Source organism: Leptothoe sp. ISB3NOV94-8A (assembly GCF_043421595.1).
GTDB lineage: Bacteria > Cyanobacteriota > Cyanobacteriia > Phormidesmidales > Phormidesmidaceae > Leptothoe > Leptothoe turfae.
In genome coordinates this window covers 3,697,599-3,718,809 of record NZ_JAXSQW010000001.1, presented here as the reverse complement: position 1 = coordinate 3,718,809, position 21,211 = coordinate 3,697,599, and the positions used below count along the sequence as shown (strand labels likewise).

The 21,211-nt window shown below is 47.9% G+C and carries 13 protein-coding genes; 7 read left to right on the top strand and 6 right to left on the bottom strand.

Annotation, left to right across the window (positions count from 1 at the left end; all coding sequences use genetic code 11):
* Positions 1-332 precede the first annotated feature (332 nt).
* The 4 genes from SPB21_RS15690 (at position 333) to SPB21_RS15675 (ending at position 5,733) form a co-directional block, all read left to right on the top strand.
* Complete coding sequence (locus tag SPB21_RS15690; protein ID WP_163667615.1) at positions 333-1,427, top strand: amino acid ABC transporter substrate-binding protein; 1,095 nt, start codon at positions 333-335, stop codon at positions 1,425-1,427.
* Between the two features lie 361 nt (positions 1,428-1,788).
* Complete coding sequence (locus SPB21_RS15685) at positions 1,789-3,237, top strand: amino acid ABC transporter permease (RefSeq protein ID WP_163667618.1); 1,449 nt, start codon at positions 1,789-1,791, stop codon at positions 3,235-3,237.
* Between the two features lie 5 nt (positions 3,238-3,242).
* Positions 3,243-4,838 carry an amino acid ABC transporter permease gene (locus tag SPB21_RS15680; protein ID WP_250565077.1) on the top strand — a complete coding sequence of 532 codons (1,596 nt, stop codon included), beginning with the start codon at positions 3,243-3,245 and terminating at the stop codon, positions 4,836-4,838.
* A 106-nt stretch (positions 4,839-4,944) separates the two neighbouring features.
* On the top strand, positions 4,945-5,733 hold the full coding sequence (locus SPB21_RS15675; protein WP_431732030.1) for an amino acid ABC transporter ATP-binding protein: 789 nt from the start codon (positions 4,945-4,947) through the stop codon (positions 5,731-5,733).
* Between the two features lie 44 nt (positions 5,734-5,777).
* Here the strand turns inward: SPB21_RS15675 and SPB21_RS15670 are convergent, their stop codons facing one another.
* From SPB21_RS15670 to SPB21_RS15645, 6 genes are all read right to left on the bottom strand, one after another.
* A complete protein-coding gene (locus tag SPB21_RS15670; protein WP_163698286.1) occupies positions 5,778-7,499 on the bottom strand; it encodes an oxygen-binding di-iron domain-containing protein in 1,722 nt (573 codons plus the stop codon).
* A 107-nt stretch (positions 7,500-7,606) separates the two neighbouring features.
* On the bottom strand, positions 7,607-9,343 hold the full coding sequence (locus SPB21_RS15665; protein ID WP_163698288.1) for a diflavin flavoprotein: 1,737 nt from the start codon (positions 9,341-9,343) through the stop codon (positions 7,607-7,609).
* Positions 9,344-9,718: 375 nt separating this feature from the next.
* A complete protein-coding gene (locus SPB21_RS15660) occupies positions 9,719-11,950 on the bottom strand; it encodes a molybdopterin oxidoreductase family protein (RefSeq protein ID WP_499867092.1) in 2,232 nt (743 codons plus the stop codon).
* A 201-nt stretch (positions 11,951-12,151) separates the two neighbouring features.
* Positions 12,152-13,714 (bottom strand): MFS transporter, encoded by a 1,563-nt coding sequence (locus tag SPB21_RS15655; protein ID WP_163667628.1) that lies wholly within the window; start codon positions 13,712-13,714, stop codon positions 12,152-12,154.
* Between the two features lie 653 nt (positions 13,715-14,367).
* Positions 14,368-14,565, bottom strand: coding sequence for a hypothetical protein (locus SPB21_RS15650; protein WP_163667631.1), 198 nt, complete (start codon positions 14,563-14,565; stop codon positions 14,368-14,370).
* 457 nt (positions 14,566-15,022) lie between these two features.
* On the bottom strand, positions 15,023-16,888 hold the full coding sequence (locus SPB21_RS15645) for a ferredoxin--nitrite reductase (RefSeq protein ID WP_499867090.1): 1,866 nt from the start codon (positions 16,886-16,888) through the stop codon (positions 15,023-15,025).
* A 575-nt stretch (positions 16,889-17,463) separates the two neighbouring features.
* Here SPB21_RS15645 and SPB21_RS15640 point away from each other — a divergent pair.
* The 3 genes from SPB21_RS15640 to SPB21_RS15630 all read left to right on the top strand — a co-directional run bounded on the left by SPB21_RS15640 (position 17,464) and on the right by SPB21_RS15630 (position 21,195).
* The gene (locus SPB21_RS15640) at positions 17,464-18,738 is read left to right on the top strand and encodes a HEAT repeat domain-containing protein (RefSeq protein ID WP_499867088.1); all 1,275 of its coding nucleotides are present in this window, start codon (positions 17,464-17,466) and stop codon (positions 18,736-18,738) included.
* Between the two features lie 385 nt (positions 18,739-19,123).
* Positions 19,124-20,050, top strand: coding sequence for a LysR family transcriptional regulator (locus SPB21_RS15635; RefSeq protein WP_006515233.1), 927 nt, complete (start codon positions 19,124-19,126; stop codon positions 20,048-20,050).
* Positions 20,051-20,121: 71 nt separating this feature from the next.
* Entirely contained in the window at positions 20,122-21,195 is a 1,074-nt protein-coding gene (locus SPB21_RS15630) for an anthranilate phosphoribosyltransferase family protein (protein WP_163667641.1), read from the top strand.
* The last annotated feature ends 16 nt before the right edge of the window (positions 21,196-21,211 follow it).

Here is a 21,211-nt window from a genome sequence, read left to right as displayed (position 1 = left end):
CTATCGTTTCGATAGATAACCTAAATAACACTGGTTAAGTAAGTCTTAAGTTTTACTCGATTTCAAAAATAGTGATCTGCAATACAAAGTGCTGCTATCTCTTTGAAATCAATCCTTATTGCCCTCATATTCTTGCCATAACTGCCGCGTATTATACGTATTAATTCCTGGTAGGCGATAACATAACGTCTTAGAATGCATAAAAATCCAGCCTAGATACATTACATAAGTCGTGGATCGTGGTTCTGAAAACTGCATTGGTTCTCGATTTACAGGCTGTGTTTTTCCACTAAGCTGACTTGATTTATTCCAATGGAGTGTGTGAGGTAACTATGGCAAAAAGGGGTTCTTCATTAGCAGCATTACTTGCTGTTGCTCTACCGCTAGCTGCATGCGGTGGTGCTCAAGATGCTGTTGATACAGCTACTGATGCGGCTGGTGATGCTGTCGATACGGTTTCGAGTGCCGTTAGCGGTGGTAGCCGCCTAGAAACTGTTCTTAGTCGCGGCACCCTAAACTGCGGTGTTGATGGTGGTATTCCTGGATTCAGCTTTGTTGACGAGAGCGGTACTTACTCCGGTTTGGATGTGGATGTCTGTAAGGCTGTTGCAGCTGCCTTGTTTGATGATCCTGAAGCCATTGAGTATCGCCGTCTAGATTCCACCGAGCGCTTTGAGGCCCTCAAGGGAGGTGAGGTGGACATGCTCTCCCGTAACACCACCTGGACCATCAGTCGCGACACATCTGTAGGTATGGAGTTTGCTCCTACTACATTCTTTGATGGTCAGGGCATGCTGGTACGTGCTGATAGTGGTGTTGAAACCCTTGAAGACATGGAAGGCCTATCCATTTGTGTTGAAACCGGTACCACTACTGAGCTCAACCTGACTGACCAGTTCCGCCAGCGTGGTGTTAGCTTTGAGCCCGTTGTCTTCCAAGATGCTGATGCTGGCTATGCTGCCTACGATGAAGGTCGTTGCGAAGGCTTTACCTCTGATAAGTCTCAGCTAATCGCTCGTCGCAGTACCCTCAGCGAGCCCGATGCTCATGTTCTGTTAGATGTCACCATGTCTAAGGAGCCTTTGGGACCGGTAACCATTAACAACGACTCTGCTTGGTTTGATACTGTCAAGTGGGTTACTTACGGTTTGATTCAGGCTGAAGAGTTTGGTCTAACCTCTGAGAATATTGAAGAAGCCGTTAACAGCGAAGATCCCAACATTCTACGTTTCGTAGGTGCTGAAGGTACTTTGGGTGATGATATGGGTCTGCCCAATGACTTTATGCTACGCGCTATTAAGCACGTTGGTAACTATGGCGAAATCTTTGAGCGCAACTTGGGTAAGGAATCCCAGTTTGAACTTGATCGTGGTCAGAATGCGCTTTGGACCGATGGTGGTTTGATGTATGCACCTCCCTTCCGCTAAATAACTGAAACTATCTAATGGTGTTTTTTAACAACCAGCATTAGATAGTTTTTAGGGGCCTAATAGGCCCCTATTTTTTTATTTCAAATGATGAAGTTAGTTGCACGGTAGCCCATCGTACTGCGGCACCTAAGGAATTACATTACGTTTACTAACAGTTTTTGTGGCCTGGGCAAAAAAGCTAGAATCTCCTATCGTCACCCCCCTATGATGATTGAACTTAGGTGTTGATGATAAGAGCTTTGTTCGTATATACATATGTCTTTCCCAGAGCACAGCTGAGAATCAGAGCACATTTGAGAATTTAATGTGCGATGTGGTTTAAATTTGCTTTTGCTAAGCCTTTAGTTGTTCCTATGTTATGACCAGTCGAAGTAACAGTCCAATTTCTGGTATCCAATCTCTATTCCGTGATGAACGCTTTTGGAAGATTGCGTTCCAAGCGCTGATTGTGTTGTTTGTGGTGAATTTGCTCTGGCATTTCTCAGCCACGCTCAATGACAACATGCTGGGTCGAGGTATTCAATTTGGCTTTGGTTTTCTCAAGAATTCAGCCGGATTTGGGATTGGTGAAAGCCTTTTGGACTATAAGGCGCAGGATACCTACACTAAGGTTATCCAGGTGGGTATCATCAATTCTCTGCGAGTGATGATTGTCGGTGTGATTCTGGCAACTACGGTTGGGATCACCGCTGGAGTAGCCAGTTTCTCTGATAATTGGCTACTTTACAAAATTAGTCGAGCCTATGTAGGACTGGTGCGTAATGTACCGCTCTTGCTCCAGTTGTTTTTCTGGTATTTGGCGGTTTTCTTTAGTTTTCCTGCACCGAGGAGCCCGTTTATTTTTCCCAATGCCAATGCTAGCTGGCTGGTACTGAGCAAAAAAGGAATATATTTGCCGGGGCCATCGTTTACACCAGCAACGTGGACTAGTTTGATTTTGTTGGCTGTGTCCTTGCTTTTGATTGGCGTGTTGATGCGCTCGATTGGGGTCATTCGTGCTGGCCGCTATCAGGGCGGCATAGGACCGTTACTCAACTATGGCTTTAGCATTCTTTTGATCCCTATTTTGGTATTGGCTGAGTTCTTTCTGCTGTTCAACTGGAATGCGGGTAAGGGGGTTTATTTTAAAGGTGCATTACCCGCGCTATTCTCTAGCTCTCAAGGCCTATGGGTGATCGTGCTGCTAGTGATGATTGTGCCTTTGGTATTGCTGAACCGCTGGCGGACACAGCTGATTGTAGAGCAGGGACAGTCGGGTAAACCACAGCTGATTGCGATCGCAGGTCTACTGCTCCTCGGCGTCCTCATTATTCTCTTTGCCCTCGGCTGGGAAGCACCCGTTGCTGGTGTCAGAGATGACGGTACATTTAGCGGCGGTGTTACTGGCGGTCTGAGGCTGTCGTTAGAATATTCCGCCATTGTGACGGGGTTAACCTTTTACACCGGAGCCTTTATTGCTGAGATTGTTCGGGCCGGAATTCAATCGGTTTCTCAAGGCCAGTGGGAAGCCGCCCGTTCTCTAGGGCTGTCATCAGGTTTAGCCATGCGTATGGTGGTGTTTCCCCAGGCATTACGGGTGATTATTCCCCCACTCAACAGTGAATTTGCCAACCTGGCTAAGAACTCCAGTTTGGCCTTGGCCATTGGTTATCCCGACCTATATTCCGTGGCCAACACCACCTTTAACCAAACGGGGCGACCGGTCGAAGTCTTTTTACTGATGATGGCCACTTATCTCATCATCAACCTTTTGATTTCAGTAAATATGAATCAACTCAACAGTGCTGTGCAATTTAAGGAGCGGTAGAGGCGATGACAACAACGTCACCTGATTCACCTTTGGTAGTTGACGCTAGCCCGCCGCCCATTGCCCAAGCAGGTCCGGTAGCCTGGCTGCGTAAGCATTTGTTCAACACCTGGTACAACGCGTTGCTAACAGTTGTGTTGGTCGGCATCATGCTGGCAGCACTATGGGGCATGCTCAACTGGGCGATTCGACTGGCTGAGTGGGCCGTAATCCCCAACAACCTGGCCTTATTTATGTCAGGGTTATACCCATCGGAGATCCGTTCACGTATTTGGGTCATCCTTGCTGTCAATGTTGCCATGGGCGGTTTTACCTGGGGACTGCTAGCGCGTAACCAAAGCAAGCTCTTGGGTCGCAGCGGGCTGATCACCGTCGCTATTCTTTGCGCTGGCCTGATTATTTTGCCACTGACTCGGCCATCGGCCCTGACATTGATTGGTATGGTGGTGCTCACCCTGGCCTGTGCCTGGGGGGCTAAAACTATTGGCCAACGGAAGCTGACCCTCAGTCAGTTTTTGTCGGCGGGTTGGTTTTTTGCTTACTCTATTTCGCTGCTGATTCTAGCAGGGGGAGATATTCGCAACAGCCTGATCTTTTTGGTACTCACCGTTGGCGCGAGTATTTGGCTAGCCTCAATGGCACTTAAACTGTTAGCCAATTCTTCAATTATTGATGCCGTTAGCCTTAACCCGATTGGCATTTGGCTGATGCGCATTGTCTGGTTTGCGGGCAGTGTAGCACTGTTCTGGCCAGTGTATGGGTTCTTAAATGTGCCGCTACCCCTAAAGCTGCTTACATTGGTTACCTATATTTCCTTTGTGTCGCTGCTGGTGCCAATTTTGGCTGAGCGTAAAACCCTGACTACATTTGTCATTGCTGTCGTTGCCTTTGGCTTAGGCTGCTTTGCCATCAGTTCTATATTTGATCTTGCTGGCGGCTTTTTTGGGCTAAAGCCTATTGGCACTAACAATTGGGGTGGTTTAACCCTGACGCTGTTTCTTGCCATTACTGGTATTGCCCTATGTTTTCCCATTGGTGTGTTAATGGCCCTGGGTCGGCGCAGCAGTCTACCCATCATCAAGGGATTATCCGTTGCCTACATTGAGCTGATTCGTGGTGTACCTCTGATTTCCATACTGTTTATGGGGCAGGTAATGATTCCGCTGTTTTTACCTGAGGGTGTGCGACCAGACAACATTGTGCGGGCCATTGTGGGTTTGACCCTGTTTAGTTCAGCCTATCTGGCAGAGAATGTGAGGGCCGGTTTGCAGGCTATTCCCCGAGGTCAATTTGAAGCTGCAGCCTCGTTAGGACTGAATAGCCCCTTAACATTGGCCTTGATTGTCCTACCTCAGGCTTTAAAGACCGCAATTCCTGCGATTGTGGGCCAGTTTATCAGCCTTTTCCAGGACACCACACTGCTGGGCATTGTAGGTCTGGTGGAACTATTGGGTATCAGTAACAGTATTTTGGCTAACCCCAAGTATTTGGGAGATTACTCCGAAGTGTATCTGTTTATTGCCGTGCTCTATTGGTTCTTTTGCTATGCCATGTCCTTGGGCAGTCGACGAATTGAGCAGGCCTTAAACACTGAACGTTAAGTACTAATCGATTCGATGTTAAATCCCGTGTCGTCCACCACAGCGCCACGGGTAGTAAATGCCAAAATAGTCCTGGGGTTTTTCCCCACCATGAGGAACCATAACGATGACCCAAGCGGATATGTCCATGACCAATCATGCCAATGGCAATTCTGTCGGTGCTGAGGCAGTGATCGTTGCTAGCGATGTAGAGAAGTGGTACGACAACGGCTTTAATGTGCTCAAGGGCGTCAGCCTTGATGTATATAAGGGGGAAGTGGTGGTCGTGATGGGGCCATCGGGTTCCGGTAAGTCCACCTTTATTCGTACGTTTAATGCTCTAGAGCCTTACCAAAAGGGCAGCATTGTTATTGATGGCATTGAGATTTCCCACGACTTGAAGAACATTGAGGAGATTCGTCGGGAAGTGGGCATGGTGTTTCAGCAGTTTAATCTGTTTCCCCACCTGACGGTTCTGCAAAATGTCACCCTGGCTCCGATTTGGGTGCGTAAGCAGAAGAAACGGGAAGCAGAAGAAATTGCCATGCAGCTGTTAGAGCGTGTAGGCATTTTAGAGCAGGCTAATAAGTTTCCAGGGCAGTTGTCCGGTGGTCAGCAGCAGCGGGTGGCCATTGCCCGTTCCCTCGCCATGCAACCCAAGATTATGCTGTTTGACGAGCCCACCTCTGCCCTCGACCCTGAAATGGTACGAGAAGTACTCGATGTTATGCGTGGTCTAGCAGACACAGGGATGACCATGGTCTGTGTTACCCATGAAGTTGGTTTCGCCCGTGAAGTGGCTGACCGAGTTGTTCTCATGGATGCTGGTGTGCTCGTGGAAGAGAACACGCCGGATGAGTTCTTTAATAACCCTAAAGAAGAGCGCTCCCAGAAGTTCTTGTCTCAAATTCTTTAGGAATACGATCCTGTAGGGACAGCTCTTGTGGGTGCCCTAATGCCTTACAGTTGATGGATGGCAGTCAGTCCCCCTTTATCTAATACCTGACCATTGTTGATATGAGCGTATACCAATAGATGACTGCCAATGGTTTGTTGACTGATGATGGTACCCTCTAAATAGGCTAGAGCATCAGTAAATATCGGTTTTCCCCCTTGTAAGATTTCGGTGTTCAGCTGATCTACGGGAATCTGACAGGATTTTTGATAGGAAAAATGGCGGCGGATACTACGTCCTTCTTTGAGGATGTTGAGAACAAATGAGTCCTGGGTTTGTAGACTTGAAATCGCATCATCCCCCATAGGTAAAGCCATCATAATCCCCGGCGGTGCGAAACTGGCTTGGGAAATCCTGGCGGTGAGAATCGCCCGATGGTGACTGTGGTGTTCAAAGGTAACTACGCATAGAGAGCCGATGATGCGCCCCAGGGCCTGAGCGGTACGGCTAGTCTGAATGTCGACCATCGTCTGACGCGGTACCTGCTGACGGGAACGCTTACGCAACTGCTGAGCAAATGCGGTGGCAGCAGTTTGACATATCTTGAGGGTAGTCGAATCGGGGCTAAACTGCACGCGAATTGGCTCAAAGCCAAACCGATAACCTGCATCCCGCAACTTTTGTTGTAATAAGTCAATCGCTTCGCCACTCCATCCATAGGAGCCAAATACTCCCGTCAACTTTGTTTTAGGTATATTTGCCAGGATTGTACCCAAGGCAGTTTGAATTTGTACTGGGGCATGGCCACCCAATGTGGGCGACCCAATAATAAACCCATCACAGTCGGCAACAACTTTAGTGAGAGTCTCAGTGGGAGTATACTCACAATTAATAGCTTCCACCGCCACACCATTGTCTGTGAGACCTTGGGCAATGGCATGGGCGATGGTGGACGTACTACCATAGGCCGAGGCGTAGAGTACGGCAACCCGCAGTGTCCGTTGGGTTTGTTCCTGGCACCACTGTCGATAGTCCTGACGAAATCGACTCAGGCTGTGGCGTACTAAGGGACCATGGCCTGGCGCAAGAATCTTGAAAGAAAAGGCATCAAACTGATCTAGGGCGACTTCTACCTGTTTGGCCTGGGGGGCCTGGAGACAATCAAAATAGTAACGGCGGTCATCATTGAGTTCACGCCAGTGGCTATCCCAAATATTGTTGCCGCAAAAGTGGCTGCCAAATAGCTTATCGCTATATAAAATCTCACTGGTTGGATCGTAGGTGCAAAGTCCATCGGGCCAGCGTGGGGTTGGCACACTAATAAAGCTGAGGCGATGTCCCTGACCCAAGTCTAGCGTATCTCCTGTACGGACAGGGACCACCGACCAAACTAGACCTGATTTTTTTAGGGTACTGAAGGCAGGGTGAGAACACACCAGTGTTGCCTGGGGTGCTATCTGCTGTAGGCCCCTGAGGGTAACAATCCGATTAGAATTTACGTGGCTGGTGATGATGTAGTCAATGTTATGGGGGTTAATCTGTTGTTGTAGCGTAGCTAAATAGGTAGCTGTAAAAGACTCACCTGGCGGGTCGATAAGGGCGATTTTCTCGCTTTTGATTAAGTAGGAATTAGCGGTGGTGCCCCGCCGCCGTCCATATTCAATTTCAAATTTGAGGCGATCCCAGGTGCGAGATCGTAATACTTGGGATTGTGTACCAATGTCTGCCACCTGCACATCCCGAGGACGGCTGCCGGTTGACGAAATTGTTGGTGTTGTATAAGTCATCGTATATGTTCTCTTGGTGATAGGTTAGAGCAAAAACTTCTGTGAGTACAAAATGAAGTGTCATGCATGGCAATGACACCCAAAAAGTTTGTTATTAGTCACCATTTTTAGTAATGACTACCGGCTTTGCGATGATGGACAGCGGTGATACCGTCAGGGTGAGCCACCCGTCCACGATCGGCAGCGCAATACATTATCCAATGATCTCCTGCATCGGTACGGCTGATGACCCGACACTCCAAATATGCCAGTGCTTCAGCTAAAATCGGGGAACCGTTCTCCGCATCGTAGGTGGCAATGCCAATAAACCGATCGGCGCCGGGGGGAAAGCGCTTGAGGAAATGCTTCATCAACCGCTGGTAGTTGCCCTCTTCCAACACATTTAGAACAAAATAATCCTCTCCATGCAGCAGAGATTCAATAGCACGTTCCTTGGCAACGGCCACCGCCAGCCCCAAAGGCTCAACGGTAGCCTGCATGACCCAGGAGGCCAACATGGCACTGGTGACATCTCCTTTACGGGCAGTGACTATATAAAGACCACTACTCAACCGCCCTAGAGCCTGGTCCAAGCTAGAGTCTGAGGCTTCTCTGCGATGCTGCCGATGGTTTTGACTCACCCACTGCCCCAGATCAGTGCCTGCTTCCTGACAGTGTTGCTTAGTGGCATCAGATGGGGTCGCCTTGATCAAGATTGGTGGAAATGCTTCTATTAGTCCCAGTTCTATAAACCGATTACGCAGTGGATAAATCGGTTCGTCGTGACCGCCACCCGTTTCAAATAAGCCAATGGCCTGTTTAGGATGGGCCACCGCCAAAATTGTACTGAGTGCAGCAGAGACGTGACTATTATTGGTTGCTTGAGGTGGCATCCCTACCACCAGGGCGGTGGCAGTGGTGGCAATTTCTCTCACATCGTGGAGATCGGTTTCGTTTAAGTCCACTAGCTCAACATCGGTGCCGGTTTTGTGAATACCCTGAGCAATTGCACGGGCGATATGATCACTATGGCCATACTCATCGGTGTAAATCAGCGCTACGTAGGGAGTCGCCTTAGATTGGGCTTCGCTCCAGGTGCGATAGTATTCGAGCCATTGCTGCTGGTGATGTTGCAGTAGGGGACCATGTCCGGTGGCCACTAGGGTCACCGTCAACTTATTCATCCGCTTTAGGGCTCCCAATACGGACCTGGCATTAGGCCCCATCAAACAGTCGTAATAATACTGAAAGTCTTGCTCTAGCAGCTCTGGTATCTCGTCGTAGAGAGCGTCATCGCAGTAGTGCATGCCAAACACATCACAGGTATAGAGCACCTGAGTCCCACTGTCGTAGGTGAAGATTGTGTCGGGCCAGTGAAGATTAGGAGCCGAAACAAACTCCAGACAGTGTCCCTGCCCCAAATTTAGCTGGCTGCCACTTTTAACCAATTGAAAAGCAAATGGACGATGCAGCTGATGTTGTAAAAACTGAATGGCTACCTTCGAGCCTACTATTGTCAACTGGGGCACAATCTCCAACAAACGGCCAATTAAGCCACTGTGGTCTGGTTCAGTGTGATTGACGACAAGATAATCAATTGTTGTTGGATCCACCAGACCTTCGAGAGTCTCAAAATATAACGCTTCAAATTTTTGGTGAGATGTGTCAACTAACGCAGTTTGATCACCACGGATGAGAAAAGAATTATAGGTAGTTCCATTTTTTAACTCGAATTCGATATCGAAACGGTCTCGATCCCAGTCAAGGCAACGAATTGCTGTAGAACCCAAGGCAATTTCAGCAGTTTGGATTGTCAGTCTATTTGGTGAAGCCGTTGTTATTGACGGAGCAGCAAGAGTAACCATAGGGTGAAAATCCTGACTGAAAATTTGATGGACTTGTCCCTATGGTGGCGACAGAATCAGGATCTGTAAAATGTTAATTCTCTAATTGTCTTATAAGCTTAGCTAATGATTTTTTAGTTATTTAATCTGCTTTGCTAATGCATAGGTATTGATCAATTTTAAAAAGCTTTGACAGCTCTGATGGCTTAGGCGCTTGCGCTTAAATAACCACCCCATTACCCCATTACTCATGCACCCATCTACAGCCCCAACCTGGGTCTTTATTGTTGTGCAGTCCCCTTACCCTTAGTGCGGTGAACCGTGTCGAGATATGGTCAATCAAGCGTTTGCCTAGATGCCTTTTAAATTCTCCCGAGGATTAGCCATGCTCGAACTTTAAACTTTCACAGGTTCCATTGCTATTTTCTGGGCCGCTTCGAACCGAGACTTAACAGTGGCCTCATCGGAAATCTGAGGTGCCGGAACTGGAATCACCTGCACAGCACAAGCCTTAAGCTCAGGTTCCAGGGAGATTGGACAAACCTCCGGGTGAGTCAAGGCATTAACTTCCATGTTGTCACCCCAGAGAAACCCCCAATGCATGGGCATAAAGATGGTGCCACGGGTAATGTTTTGCGTGACCAGAACTTTTAGCTGGGCAAAGCTGCGTTGCGATCGCACCTCCACCCAATCCCCAGACTGCACCTCCAGCAACTGTGCATCCCGAGGATTCACCTCCAGCAGCGGCTCCGGATAACGCTTTGTAATCCGCTCAATCCGTCCCGTCCGACTTTGAGTATGCCAATGCCCATACAGTCGACCCGTTGTCAGCACAAAGGGATAATCCTCATTAGGGGGCTCAGCTAGCCCTTTAATATGGAAGGCACAGAACTTAGCCTTCTGATTAGGCGTGGCAAATCGATAGTTCGTGTATAGTCGCTTGTCATGTTTGCCATAGGCGATCTCATCACTCTCCCCTGCCGGGCAAGGCCACTGAATGGGTCCCTTCGCCAGTCGCCCATGGCTGAGGCCTGTAGAATCGCATAGGCGATTGGCTGTCAGCGTCACAAACTCGTCATATACCTCAGCTGATGTGCGCTGAGCAAACGGTTTTTCAAAGCCCAATCGACGACCCACTTCAGCAAAAATCTCCCAGTCAGCCTTAGCCTCGCCAACAGGATTACGGAAGGCAGGGCAGTAAGTGACCACTCGCTCAGAATTAGTCATGGCACCGGCTTTCTCACCCCATTGGGTAGCGGGTAGAACTACGTGGGCAAAGGCAGCAGTTTCGGTTGGGTAATAAGCGTCCTGGCAAATGGTGAAAGGAGAATTTCTGAGGGCAGCCTGGGTGCGCTTAATATCTGGCATACTGACGGCGGGATTGGTAGCAGCTACCCAAAAGACGCCTAGATCCCCTCGTTCCAGGGCCAGCATCATATCCCAAGCCGCCAGCCCCGGTACCGGAGAAATACTGCCCCCAGGCACCTGCCATACCCTTTCTACTGTTTGGCGATGCTCTGGGTTTTTTACCAGGCGATAACCGGGCAAAATGTGGGCTAATCCACCCGCTTCTCGACCCCCCATGGCATTGGGCTGCCCTGTGAGAGAAAAAGGACCCGCTCCAGGCTTGCCAATATTACCTGTCATCAGATGCAGGTTGATGATGGTGCGACACTTAGCAGTTCCCTCTGTGGACTGGTTCACCCCCATAGACCATAGGGATAGCACTCGCTGAGATTTGCCCCACCAGGCAGCTACTTTGGTAAGTTCACTCAGGGTGATGCCGCAAATCTCAGTCACTCGTTCGGGGGGATAGCTTTTCACCACCTGGGCATAGTCACTAAAGCCATCAGTACAGGAGTCAATAAAGCTGGGATCGATCCAGCTATGTCTCAAGAGTAGGTGGGCGATGCCGTTGAGCAATGCAATATCGGTTCCCGGCTTAATGGCCAAATGTAAATCCGCTGCCTTTGCAGTATCGGTGCGGCGCGGGTCCACCACAATCATCTTTACCTTGCGGTTTTTCTTGTGGTATTTCTTCAACCGATTAAACACAATTGGATGACAATCGGCTGTATTGGTCCCAATTAAAAAGGCACAGTCAGTTTGTTCTAAATCGTCGTAACAACAAGGGGGACCATCTGACCCAAAGCTTTGGATATAGCCCGCTACCGCTGACGACATACATAGGCGAGAGTTGGCATCAAAGTTGTTAGTACCTAAACAACCTTTCAATAACTTTTGTGCGGTGTAATAATCTTCTGTTTGAAACTGGCCAGATCCATACATGGCAATGGCTTCTGGACCTCGTTCATTCAAGGTTTTACGAATCTCATAGGTGATGCGATTGAGGGCATCTTCCCAAGAGACACGCTGTAGTGGCTGGTCGAGAGACTCTCTCATCATTGGGTGAAGCAATCGCCCCCGATCAAGGGAATCGCCGATGGTGCCCCCCTTGATGCATACCTGACCTTTGCTTGATGGGTGGTTGCGATCGCCCCGCGCTTGCCAAACCGGATTACCCTGTTCATCGCGATTTACAGCTCGCCCCGGTTGCGCAGGAGGTAATACCTCAAGGCCACAGCCTACACCACAGTATGGGCACAGTGTTTTTGCTCCATCAGCCATAGATCGCATCCTCCATCCACAAGAAATCTGTCTTATGTTAATTCGAAAATTAAATCTTTTTTAGACAGAAAAGGGGAGCGCAAACCGGCCCCCCAATCTGTTGAGTTGACATTGCTATCATCACTGGTTGCTATAACACTTGGGATAATGACAACCAGTATCGACGCTGTTTTGCTCGCTTAAGCGAACGTTGTTGTGGCGTTAGCCAACGTAGGAACCATCAGCAGGTACAGATATATTAGATATGTCTTCACCTTCGTGGGCCTCTGCAAAGGAACCTTTGGGCTCTTCGAGGATGAAGAAGCATAGGAAGGCAACAATAATTGCTGCAACACCTAGGGTCTGGAAGAAGATGATGTTACCGATATCTCCCTCAGGTACCAAGCTGTAAAGAGTCAGGTAAGCAACCGCACCAACGTTACCGTAAGCACCAACGTTACCAGCAATCTGACCAGTTACACGGCGCTTTACAAGGGGCACGATGGCAAATGTGGAGCCTTCACCAGCTTGTACAAAGAAGGAGCAAGCCATGGTTAAGATAACGGCGAGACCAACCATAAAGGTACCGCCGCCGCCGAGAGCATCACGAATACTAGGGATGCTGCTCATGACAAGGTAACCAATGCCCATAAAGAGGGTTAGAACCCCCATAGTTGTTTTACGGCTACCGAGTCTGTCGGAAATCAAACCACCGCTAGGACGAGCAAACAGATTCATGAACGCGTAGCTTGCGGCCAACATACCAGCCAGGGCTTTGCTCAAACCAAAGGTGCCTTCGAAGAAAGCGGGCAGCATGGATACTACAGCCAGCTCAGAACCGAAATTCACAATGTAAGTTAGCTCAAGAATGGCAACCTGCTTAAACTTATAGCGATCTTCAGCAGGGTAGCGCTTAGCACCAGACAATAAGTCTTTATTGACTGTCCAGCAGTTGTAAGCCTGGAAGAGATACAGGGCGATTAGGGCTGCGATCGCAAGACCAAATGTACCTTCGTTGAGGAAACCAACTTTCTTAAGACGCCAAGCCAGAACAACCAGAATGCCAGTTAGAGGTAGATTCATAAGCATCAGACCCCAGAAGTCTCTTACCGTAGTGACTTCCATACCGCGAGTGCTGGGGGGACGCTGGTAAACCTTACCAGGGGGCGTATCTTCCACGCTGAAGTAGTATAAGCATCCATAAAGGGCTGCAATGATGCCAGTGGCAGCAATCACAATGCGCCAGTTGAGTAATGGACCACTGTCAGGGACTTGGAAAGCACCAGGAATGAAGTTGAGAGCAGTTGCCAGACCGACAAGAGTAAATGCAGAGAATGCAGAACCAAAGTTACCCCAGCCACCATAAATACCTTCAGCCAGACCAATCTCCTTGGGGGGGAACCACTCTGCGGTCATGCGAATACCGATGACAAAACCAGCACCCACAATACCCATGAGCAGACGGCCAATCACCAACTGGTTAAAGCTTTGGGCAGAGGCGAAAATAATACAGGGAATCGCTGCATAGATGAGCAACAGCGAATAGGTCAAACGAGGACCATATTTATCCAACAACATGCCGATGATGACACGAGCTGGAACTGTAAGAGCCACATTGCAAATAGCAATGGTACGAATTTGACCTACCTCCAGACCAAAATCCGCCTTAATTGCTGTCGCCAAAGGTGCCAGGTTAAACCAAACAACAAACGACAGGAAAAAGGCAAACCAGGTCATGTGGAGGATTTTGTAGCGTCCCCTAAAGGACCACATCTCTCCTAGCATCAGTTCTATTCTCCTGGACAGACAAACATTTCACTTTCCTTCTGAAATTCACTCATTAGTAGATTTCAGACTGCTGCTTTTTTAGAACAAAATCGCTAATGCTATGGATCCTGAAAGGACAACAGACAACGCGACGCAACAGATTTAATGGTGGATAGCCCTGAATCTCTCTAATCAACTCACTCTAAAAAACAAAAATCATTGACAAAAACTTGATGAAATCTGCCGATTTAAGATTAGTTGAACAGATAAAATCTAAAGCCAAATCACCATAGCGTTACATTATCGGTGAGCAACAAGTAAAAATGTGCCTTTCGCTACCATTAACGCCAAGTAATTCTTTTTTTGCATGTGATTGTTTGTTTTTTGCATAAAGCCGCCCAAGATGCTGAAGTGAAAGCAGTTTGGGCACACTATTGGATCCCTCTTCTGCGGATGTCGTGGCCAGTAGCTACAAGATTCCTGGCGCTCGTTTCATAGCTTAAATGCAAGACTTTAGATAGTGACTGATATTAGAAGTTTTTTCAGCTAAAAAGCCTAACATTCCGCTCAGAGAATGTCAGGCTTTCAAGAGATTTTATCGAAAAACCAACTGTCTATGTTGCTCGCTAGCTTGTCTAGCTCTTGCTAGCTTGTCTAGCTAATCATGCAAACTACTTGCCAAGTTCAGACCACAATGTAGCCTGGTGAGGCGTAACGTTAGTCACATCTGCGGTTGTAGCTGGCTGAGCTAAGTAAACACGAACAGCGGTGTAACCAACCACAAACATGGAAAACGCTGCTAGAGCCGCCGCCAAAGTTCGATCTAGGCTGGAAACTTGAGTAGACATGGCACGAGTCTGGGAGTCCATATAACTAACCCTGAACTATAATGTCAGCTCAAGCATCCCATAATTATTCTGTAGCAAACAATACTGTTTACGAAATTTAGTCTTGAAACGAGTAGCTGACTGTTTCAGAAGCAGTGAATGGCTGTATAAATTGCTCGGTTAATGACATGGGTAATCCAGTCTGGTGCGAAATAATACCGTGGGCTACTCCAGCAGTAAGACCCAGGAAAGCAGGAAATATCAATGATTTTAGATTATCCATTAGTTAGAAAGCGTTTCTAATGATGCCAATAATGCCCATGGTTTATACGCCAGTTCTGTAACATTTTTAACGGCGTTAACAAACTGATTTTTATTTTGCATATATCAAATGCATTATTTGCATTTTACAGGTGTTTTACTGTCGTTTTTCCTAATAAAAACCCCCTTGATAGTTGATGCTGTCAAGGGGGTTTGCAATTGTCAAAATGATGCTTTCTTAAGCGTCAATCACTACCCGACCTTCCGCATGCGCGATACAGGTCAAAACTGCACCTTTCTCTCCAGCTTCAAGAGCCGCTGGATCGCCTTCATAACGAATCTTGCCCTCTATCAGAGGTAGCTTGCATGTGCCACAAGAACCAGACTGACAAATGCTTTCAACGTCTATCCCTGCTGCTTCAGCAATTGCCAAAATGGGTTGACCATCATCACAGTTAATCTCTTTGTCAGACTGAGAGAAAACAACAACGGCAGGTTTCTTCGTTTTAACAGGAGTAGCTGTTTCTGTTTCTTCAACAGGCTCGTCAATCACTACACCCGGTTTGAGGGTTGCTCCAAAGTTTTCAGTCAGCAGCTTGCGCACTACGCCGGGGAGTTCATCGCAAGGTACCTTTTGCATGACCCGCTCGCCCAGATGAGCGTCTTTGCCTACGGTGCCGCCCATATAGATGTCTACTGCAGGCACCATTTTGCCATTTTTGCGGGCTTTGGTGCCCATCATGCCAATTTGTGCCACCTGAGGCTGACCACAGGAGTTGGGGCAACCGGTCCAATGTATACGCACGGGCTCAGAAATATCTAACTCTGAGTCGAGGCGTCGCGCGAGGGCCAAGGATTGCATCTTGGTTTCCACAAGGGCAAAGTTACAAAATTGGGCCCCTGTACAAGACACCAAAGAGCGCACTAAAGAAGATGGCTGAATGGGGAACGTCTGAACAATAGGTTCTGCTAAAAAGACGGCTAACCGATTATCTGGAACGTTAGCAATAATGACATTCTGTTCAACGGTTAGCCGCAGATCGCCACTGCCATAAACTTCAGCTACACGAGCTAAGTCCAGCATCTGTTCTGCCCGTAGACGACCTACGGGAATATGTAAGCCAATATAGTTAAGACCTTCCTGTTTTTGTTGAAAGACACCGACGTGATCTCGCTTATCAGCATCTAAGGCATCTTCAGGTGCGGCTGTGGCTAGGGGCTTGCCAACGCTTTTTTCCACTTCAGTGCGGAACTTGTCCATCCCCCATTCATCAATCAACCACATTAAACGGGTTTTTTGACGATTACCCCGAGAACCATTATCGCGATAAACCGTTAAGATGGCTCGACACAGTTCAACAACATCTTCTTTGTCTGCTGGAACCCATACATCTAGAGGGATGGCTGCCGCACATCGAGTGGATGAGAAGAAGCCGCCGACTAATACATTAAAGCCAAGATTGCCATCTTTGTAAGCGGGGACAAAGGCAATGTCATTAATCTCGGCATGCACCGAGTTGTCGGTACTTCCTTCGAGGGCAATGTTGAATTTTCTCGGCAAATTTGTGAAGTCATAATTACCTTGACCACTGTTGGTAATCATGTCTTGCACGGCTTGAACCAATTCTCGGGTATCGATTAATTCATTGGCATCAATGCCAGCAACAGGGGACCCTGTAATGTTGCGGACATTGTCCATCCCCGATTGCATCGAAGTGAGACCAACGGCATGCATTTTGGAGAAAATATCAGGAATATCTTCTAAGTGAACGCCGCGTAGCTGCAAATTTTGCCGGGTTGTAATGTCAGCACTGCCATCGTCACCATATCGCTGAACAATTTCAGCTAGAACACGCATCTGTTGGGCCGAAATTAATCCGTGGGGCATGCGCAACCGCAGCATAAACTTACCAGGAGTAACGGGGCGGAAGAAAATGCCTAACCACTTGAGACGCTGGGTTAAGTCAGTCTCATCAACAGCTTCCCAACCCATTTCGGCAAACTTTTGTAGTTCGTCCTTAACTGCCAAGCCATCCTTTTCGGCTTTGTATTTTTCAAACTTATTGAGTTTTACCTTTTTCTCAGTAGTGGATGCGGTGACCACAGCAGCACTCCCAACATAATTAACAGAAAACACCTAAGCCCATCGGCCATCGGTGTAACCTTAGGCAGTTCATCGGTCTAGCCGAAGCAAAAAAAACGGGAGCAAAACACCAAGATTCCTAAGAATCTATGGCCCTGCCCCGCTAGACACACTTATAAGGAACCGCTTCAGGAGTTCATTTAGCTCGCTTGCTATCGAGTTAAATAAAGAATATTGAGAAAAACCTTATTTTTTTGTATAGAAAACTACCATTCCCAATGCACTCTTGCATGAATTGCATTGGGGTGATGCGTTATTTGGTGTTTTGATCTCTGTTTCTTACAGGTTTCAGTTGGTTTAATTGAGCGTTCTGGGTTTGTCTTGATAGTAGTCAGTGTCTAGCTTCTAAAGTGGGTGTGGCCCTCTGTAAATGCCTACAATTAATTATTGGGACTTTAATGAGATCCCATCTTAAGCAGTGATACGTTGGCAAAATAATGCATATGTTGCATTTGAAAAATCGATATATGCATGGGTAAATGTGCTACTAGCTCCTTTTCGCGGAATAATGGACGAGATGTCTGTGGAGTTCATGTATGCCACCATCGAAGGGTCTTAGCGGTGTGGAATCCTCAGGGTTGGAACGTCGAGTAAGTCACTGGCAGCACTTCAAAACGGGTGATTTTAAGCAGAAGTGGAACAGTGCCAAGCTGATTGTGAGAGAAGGGGATAGTGCGATCGCACCCCTCCTAGAGTTACTGAATGATCCTGCCGTTGATGCTGAAACCCACTGGTTTACCATTCGTGCCTTGGGGCATTTCCCTGGACCTGAGGTGATCGCCGCCATTGCCGAGCAGATTGATAATACGACTTACTATGTAAATCGTACGGCAGAGCAAGCGGCAGAGCTCAGTGCTTTCGCCATTGAGACGTTGGCGGCCATGGGGCCTGTTACCATTACTGTTCTGAGTCAGCTATTACAAAACCCCAGGCGACGTTTGCTAGCAGCAAAAGCCCTTAACCAGGTACGATCTAGCGGTGTTATTCCCGCTATGGTCAGTGTTGCCGGGGATGAAAATGCAACTGTCCGCTACTATGCCATCGATGCGTTAGGCAGTTTCCATAGCAGTGTTGTTACGCCTGTTTTATTGACTGCCCTGGGCGATCCAGCTACAGCGGTGCGTAAAGCAGCCGTGATGGCGTTGGGGCGTCGTCACGATTTGCAAGCACATCACCAGATCAGTCAAATGCTTCAACCGTTGCTATGGGATATTGATGTCAGTGTTTGTTGCCAGACAGCCCTTGCCCTGGGTCGTTTAGGTGATGAAGATAGTCTTGATGCGCTCCAACGGATACTATTGTCAATCCACACGCCAATAGCTCTACGCATCGATACAGTGAGAGCATTGGAGTGGTATTGCGATCATGTTGCCGCTGTCACCGAACAAAGTACACAGCGAGCTTTTGCCATCTTGACCCATGCGTTCAAAGAGTTTGCAACTACAGAGGCTGACGATAGCGAGTTGTTTACTGCTCAAGAAAAAACGCAGGTATTAGTAGCTATTGTTCGTGTGCTTGGGGACATGCGCCAGGTAGCCCTGTCTGAACAAGCCACCCACAGTTTGATTGAACAGTTACAAAACAAACCATCGGAGGCTGTCGTGCAGGCAGTGATTATGGCATTAGCTAGTTTGGGACTCCCCCAGGCATTTGATGCACTATTACCATTACTGAAGCATACGGCGGATGCTATCCCAATTCACACCATTGCTGCCTTAAAACGTTTGGAGCCTGACCATAGTTTGGAACGAGTTTCAAACTACCTTGAAGATAGCCCTGAACACCAGGCAGATGTTCTGAAGCTTTGGTAATTTACCCGATTAAGGCCTAGTCAGGAGTAAGGTCAACCTATAAGCTTAAGAAAATATTAAAATAAAGATAAAAATCTGATCTCCTGTTTCTCAATCCTTATTTTCAGAACCATATTTCTTTTGATAAACACTGACGGCATTATTTCAGTGCTTGTTTGACTGCTATTTTCAAAAAATGGCAGCAACCGGCCTACCCTAAGGGGGTTGTGAGGATTGCTACTGGTTGGAATGTATAGTGCAGTTTTAAAAATCTTTAGCAATATTTGCTTAGTTGGTCCGCCACCGGTAGCCAGACGCACTAAATATAATGTTAAGGCTGCCTAGAGTGGAGATGAACGGCTTCGCCATTTTTGGTGATTTTTAAGCCCCTAATCCTTGTAAGTCCATGCGCATAGAGCAGCTACAAGCATTTTTAGCCATTGCCGAGACCGGCAGTTTTCAGTCAGCAGCCCGTAAATGTGGCATTACCCAGTCCACCGTTAGCCGACAAATTCGTGGCTTAGAAGATGACTTGGGTATGCCCTTGTTTCATCGTACGGCCCAAGCCAAGCTCACCATTGGTGGAGAACGGCTTTTGCCCAGGGCCCGCCGGATTTGTCAGGAGTGGAAGCAGGCCACGAGTGAAATTGCAGATTTGCTGGAAGGTCGCCAACCAGAACTCTGTGTTGCGGGGATTCAGTCGGTGTGTTCTCACTTTTTGCCGCCAATTATCACCCAGTTTTGTCAGCGCTATCCTAAGGTACAGTTGCGGGTAACGGCCCTCGGTAGCGATCGATCTCTCAAGGTTTTGCGAGATGGCCTGGTGGATATCGCCATCGTTATGCACAATCCCATGCTGACTAATTCCCAAGAGATGTCGGTCACTCCTCTATATGAGGATCGGGTGGAAGTGTTGATGGCGGCTGATCATCCTTTGGCAACCTATAGCCCGGCTCCTTGGTCTGAAATTGCCCGTTACCCCCATGTGGTCTTTAAAGATGGCTATGGCATGCAGCGATTGGTTCAATCTCAGGTGCCTGAAACTGAGTTAAAAATGGCCCTCGAACTTAATACCCTCGATGCATTTCGAGGTGTTGTTCGCCAAGGTAAAATGATTGCCCTATTGCCTCAGTCGGCCCTGGCTGAAAGTCGTCGAGATCCTGGTTTAGCTGTTCGCAGCACAGCTGCACCTGTTCTGACTCGTCAAGTGGTCATGGTGACTACCCAAGATCGTCTGCGGTTACCGCCCGTACGACAGTTCTGCGATATGGTTCAGCGTTTAGCAGATGAAAGCTTTAGTCAGCTCAGTGAATTACCTAGCCTAGTAGCCTAAAGTTAATTGGCCTATCTAGGTCATTTTGATGGGTATACCCCCAATCTCTAACGTCCACCCCCAGTCTCATTATGAGCAACACCTTTCGAGATCTTTTAAAGAAGATCGGTAGTGGCACCCATACCTCAAAGCACTTAAGTCGAGAAGAATCTGCCCTTGCTACTCGGATGATGCTTGAGCAAACGGCAACCCCTGCTCAGATTGGTGCTTTTATGATTGCGCAGAGGATTAAGCGACCCACCATTCCAGAACTTGCTGGCATGCTAGATTGCTACGATCAAATGGGGGGAAAATTAACAGCACCGCTGACCGACTATCGGACGATGGTGTTAAACAATCCCTACGATGGTCGTGCTCGTAATGCTCCGGTGACACCTGTTACTGCATTAATTTTGGCTGCTGCAGGGGTGCCGGTGATTTTACATGGTGGCGAGCGGATGCCCACCAAAATGGGATTACCCCTGGTTGATATTTGGCATGATTTAGGTTTGACTTGGCGACCATTAACGCTTGACCAAACCCAAAAAGTGTTTGAGCTTACCCATGTGGGCTTTGTCTACATGCCTCAACACTTTCTTGCAGCCCATGGGTTAGTTCCATATCGAGAGCAAATTGGCAAACGACCCACACTGGCTACCGTAGAGTTAATGTGGTCCCCCTGCGATGGTAAACATCATGTTGTCAGTAGTTTTGTACATCCGCCTACAGAAACCCGTACTCAGGAAACCTATCAGCTGCGCCATACCGAAGAATTTACAACGGTTAAAGGGTTAGAAGGCAGTTGTGATTTAGCCCGCAGTCGGACAGCAATTATTGGCATGGGAAGTCTGAAAGATGGAGAACCTGTATTTGAACGTCTGTTGCTCCATCCAAGAGACTATGGGTTTGAAGGTGCGGATCCGAGTTTAGATGAGAATTTTAATCGTTATCTAGAACAGGCAATTTATGGGGAGCCGACGGAGTTAACCCGTTCAGTGATTTGGAATGGGGGGTTTTATCTATGGCGGGCAGAGGCGGCAGCAACTCTCACAGATGGTTTACAACAGGCGCAGCAGTTGCTGGAGTCTGGTCAGGTACAGGCTAAACGCCAACAAATTAGAGATGCGATCGCAACCGTACTGAATCCTCAACTCTCTGCTGTTTAATCAATGATTTCCATCA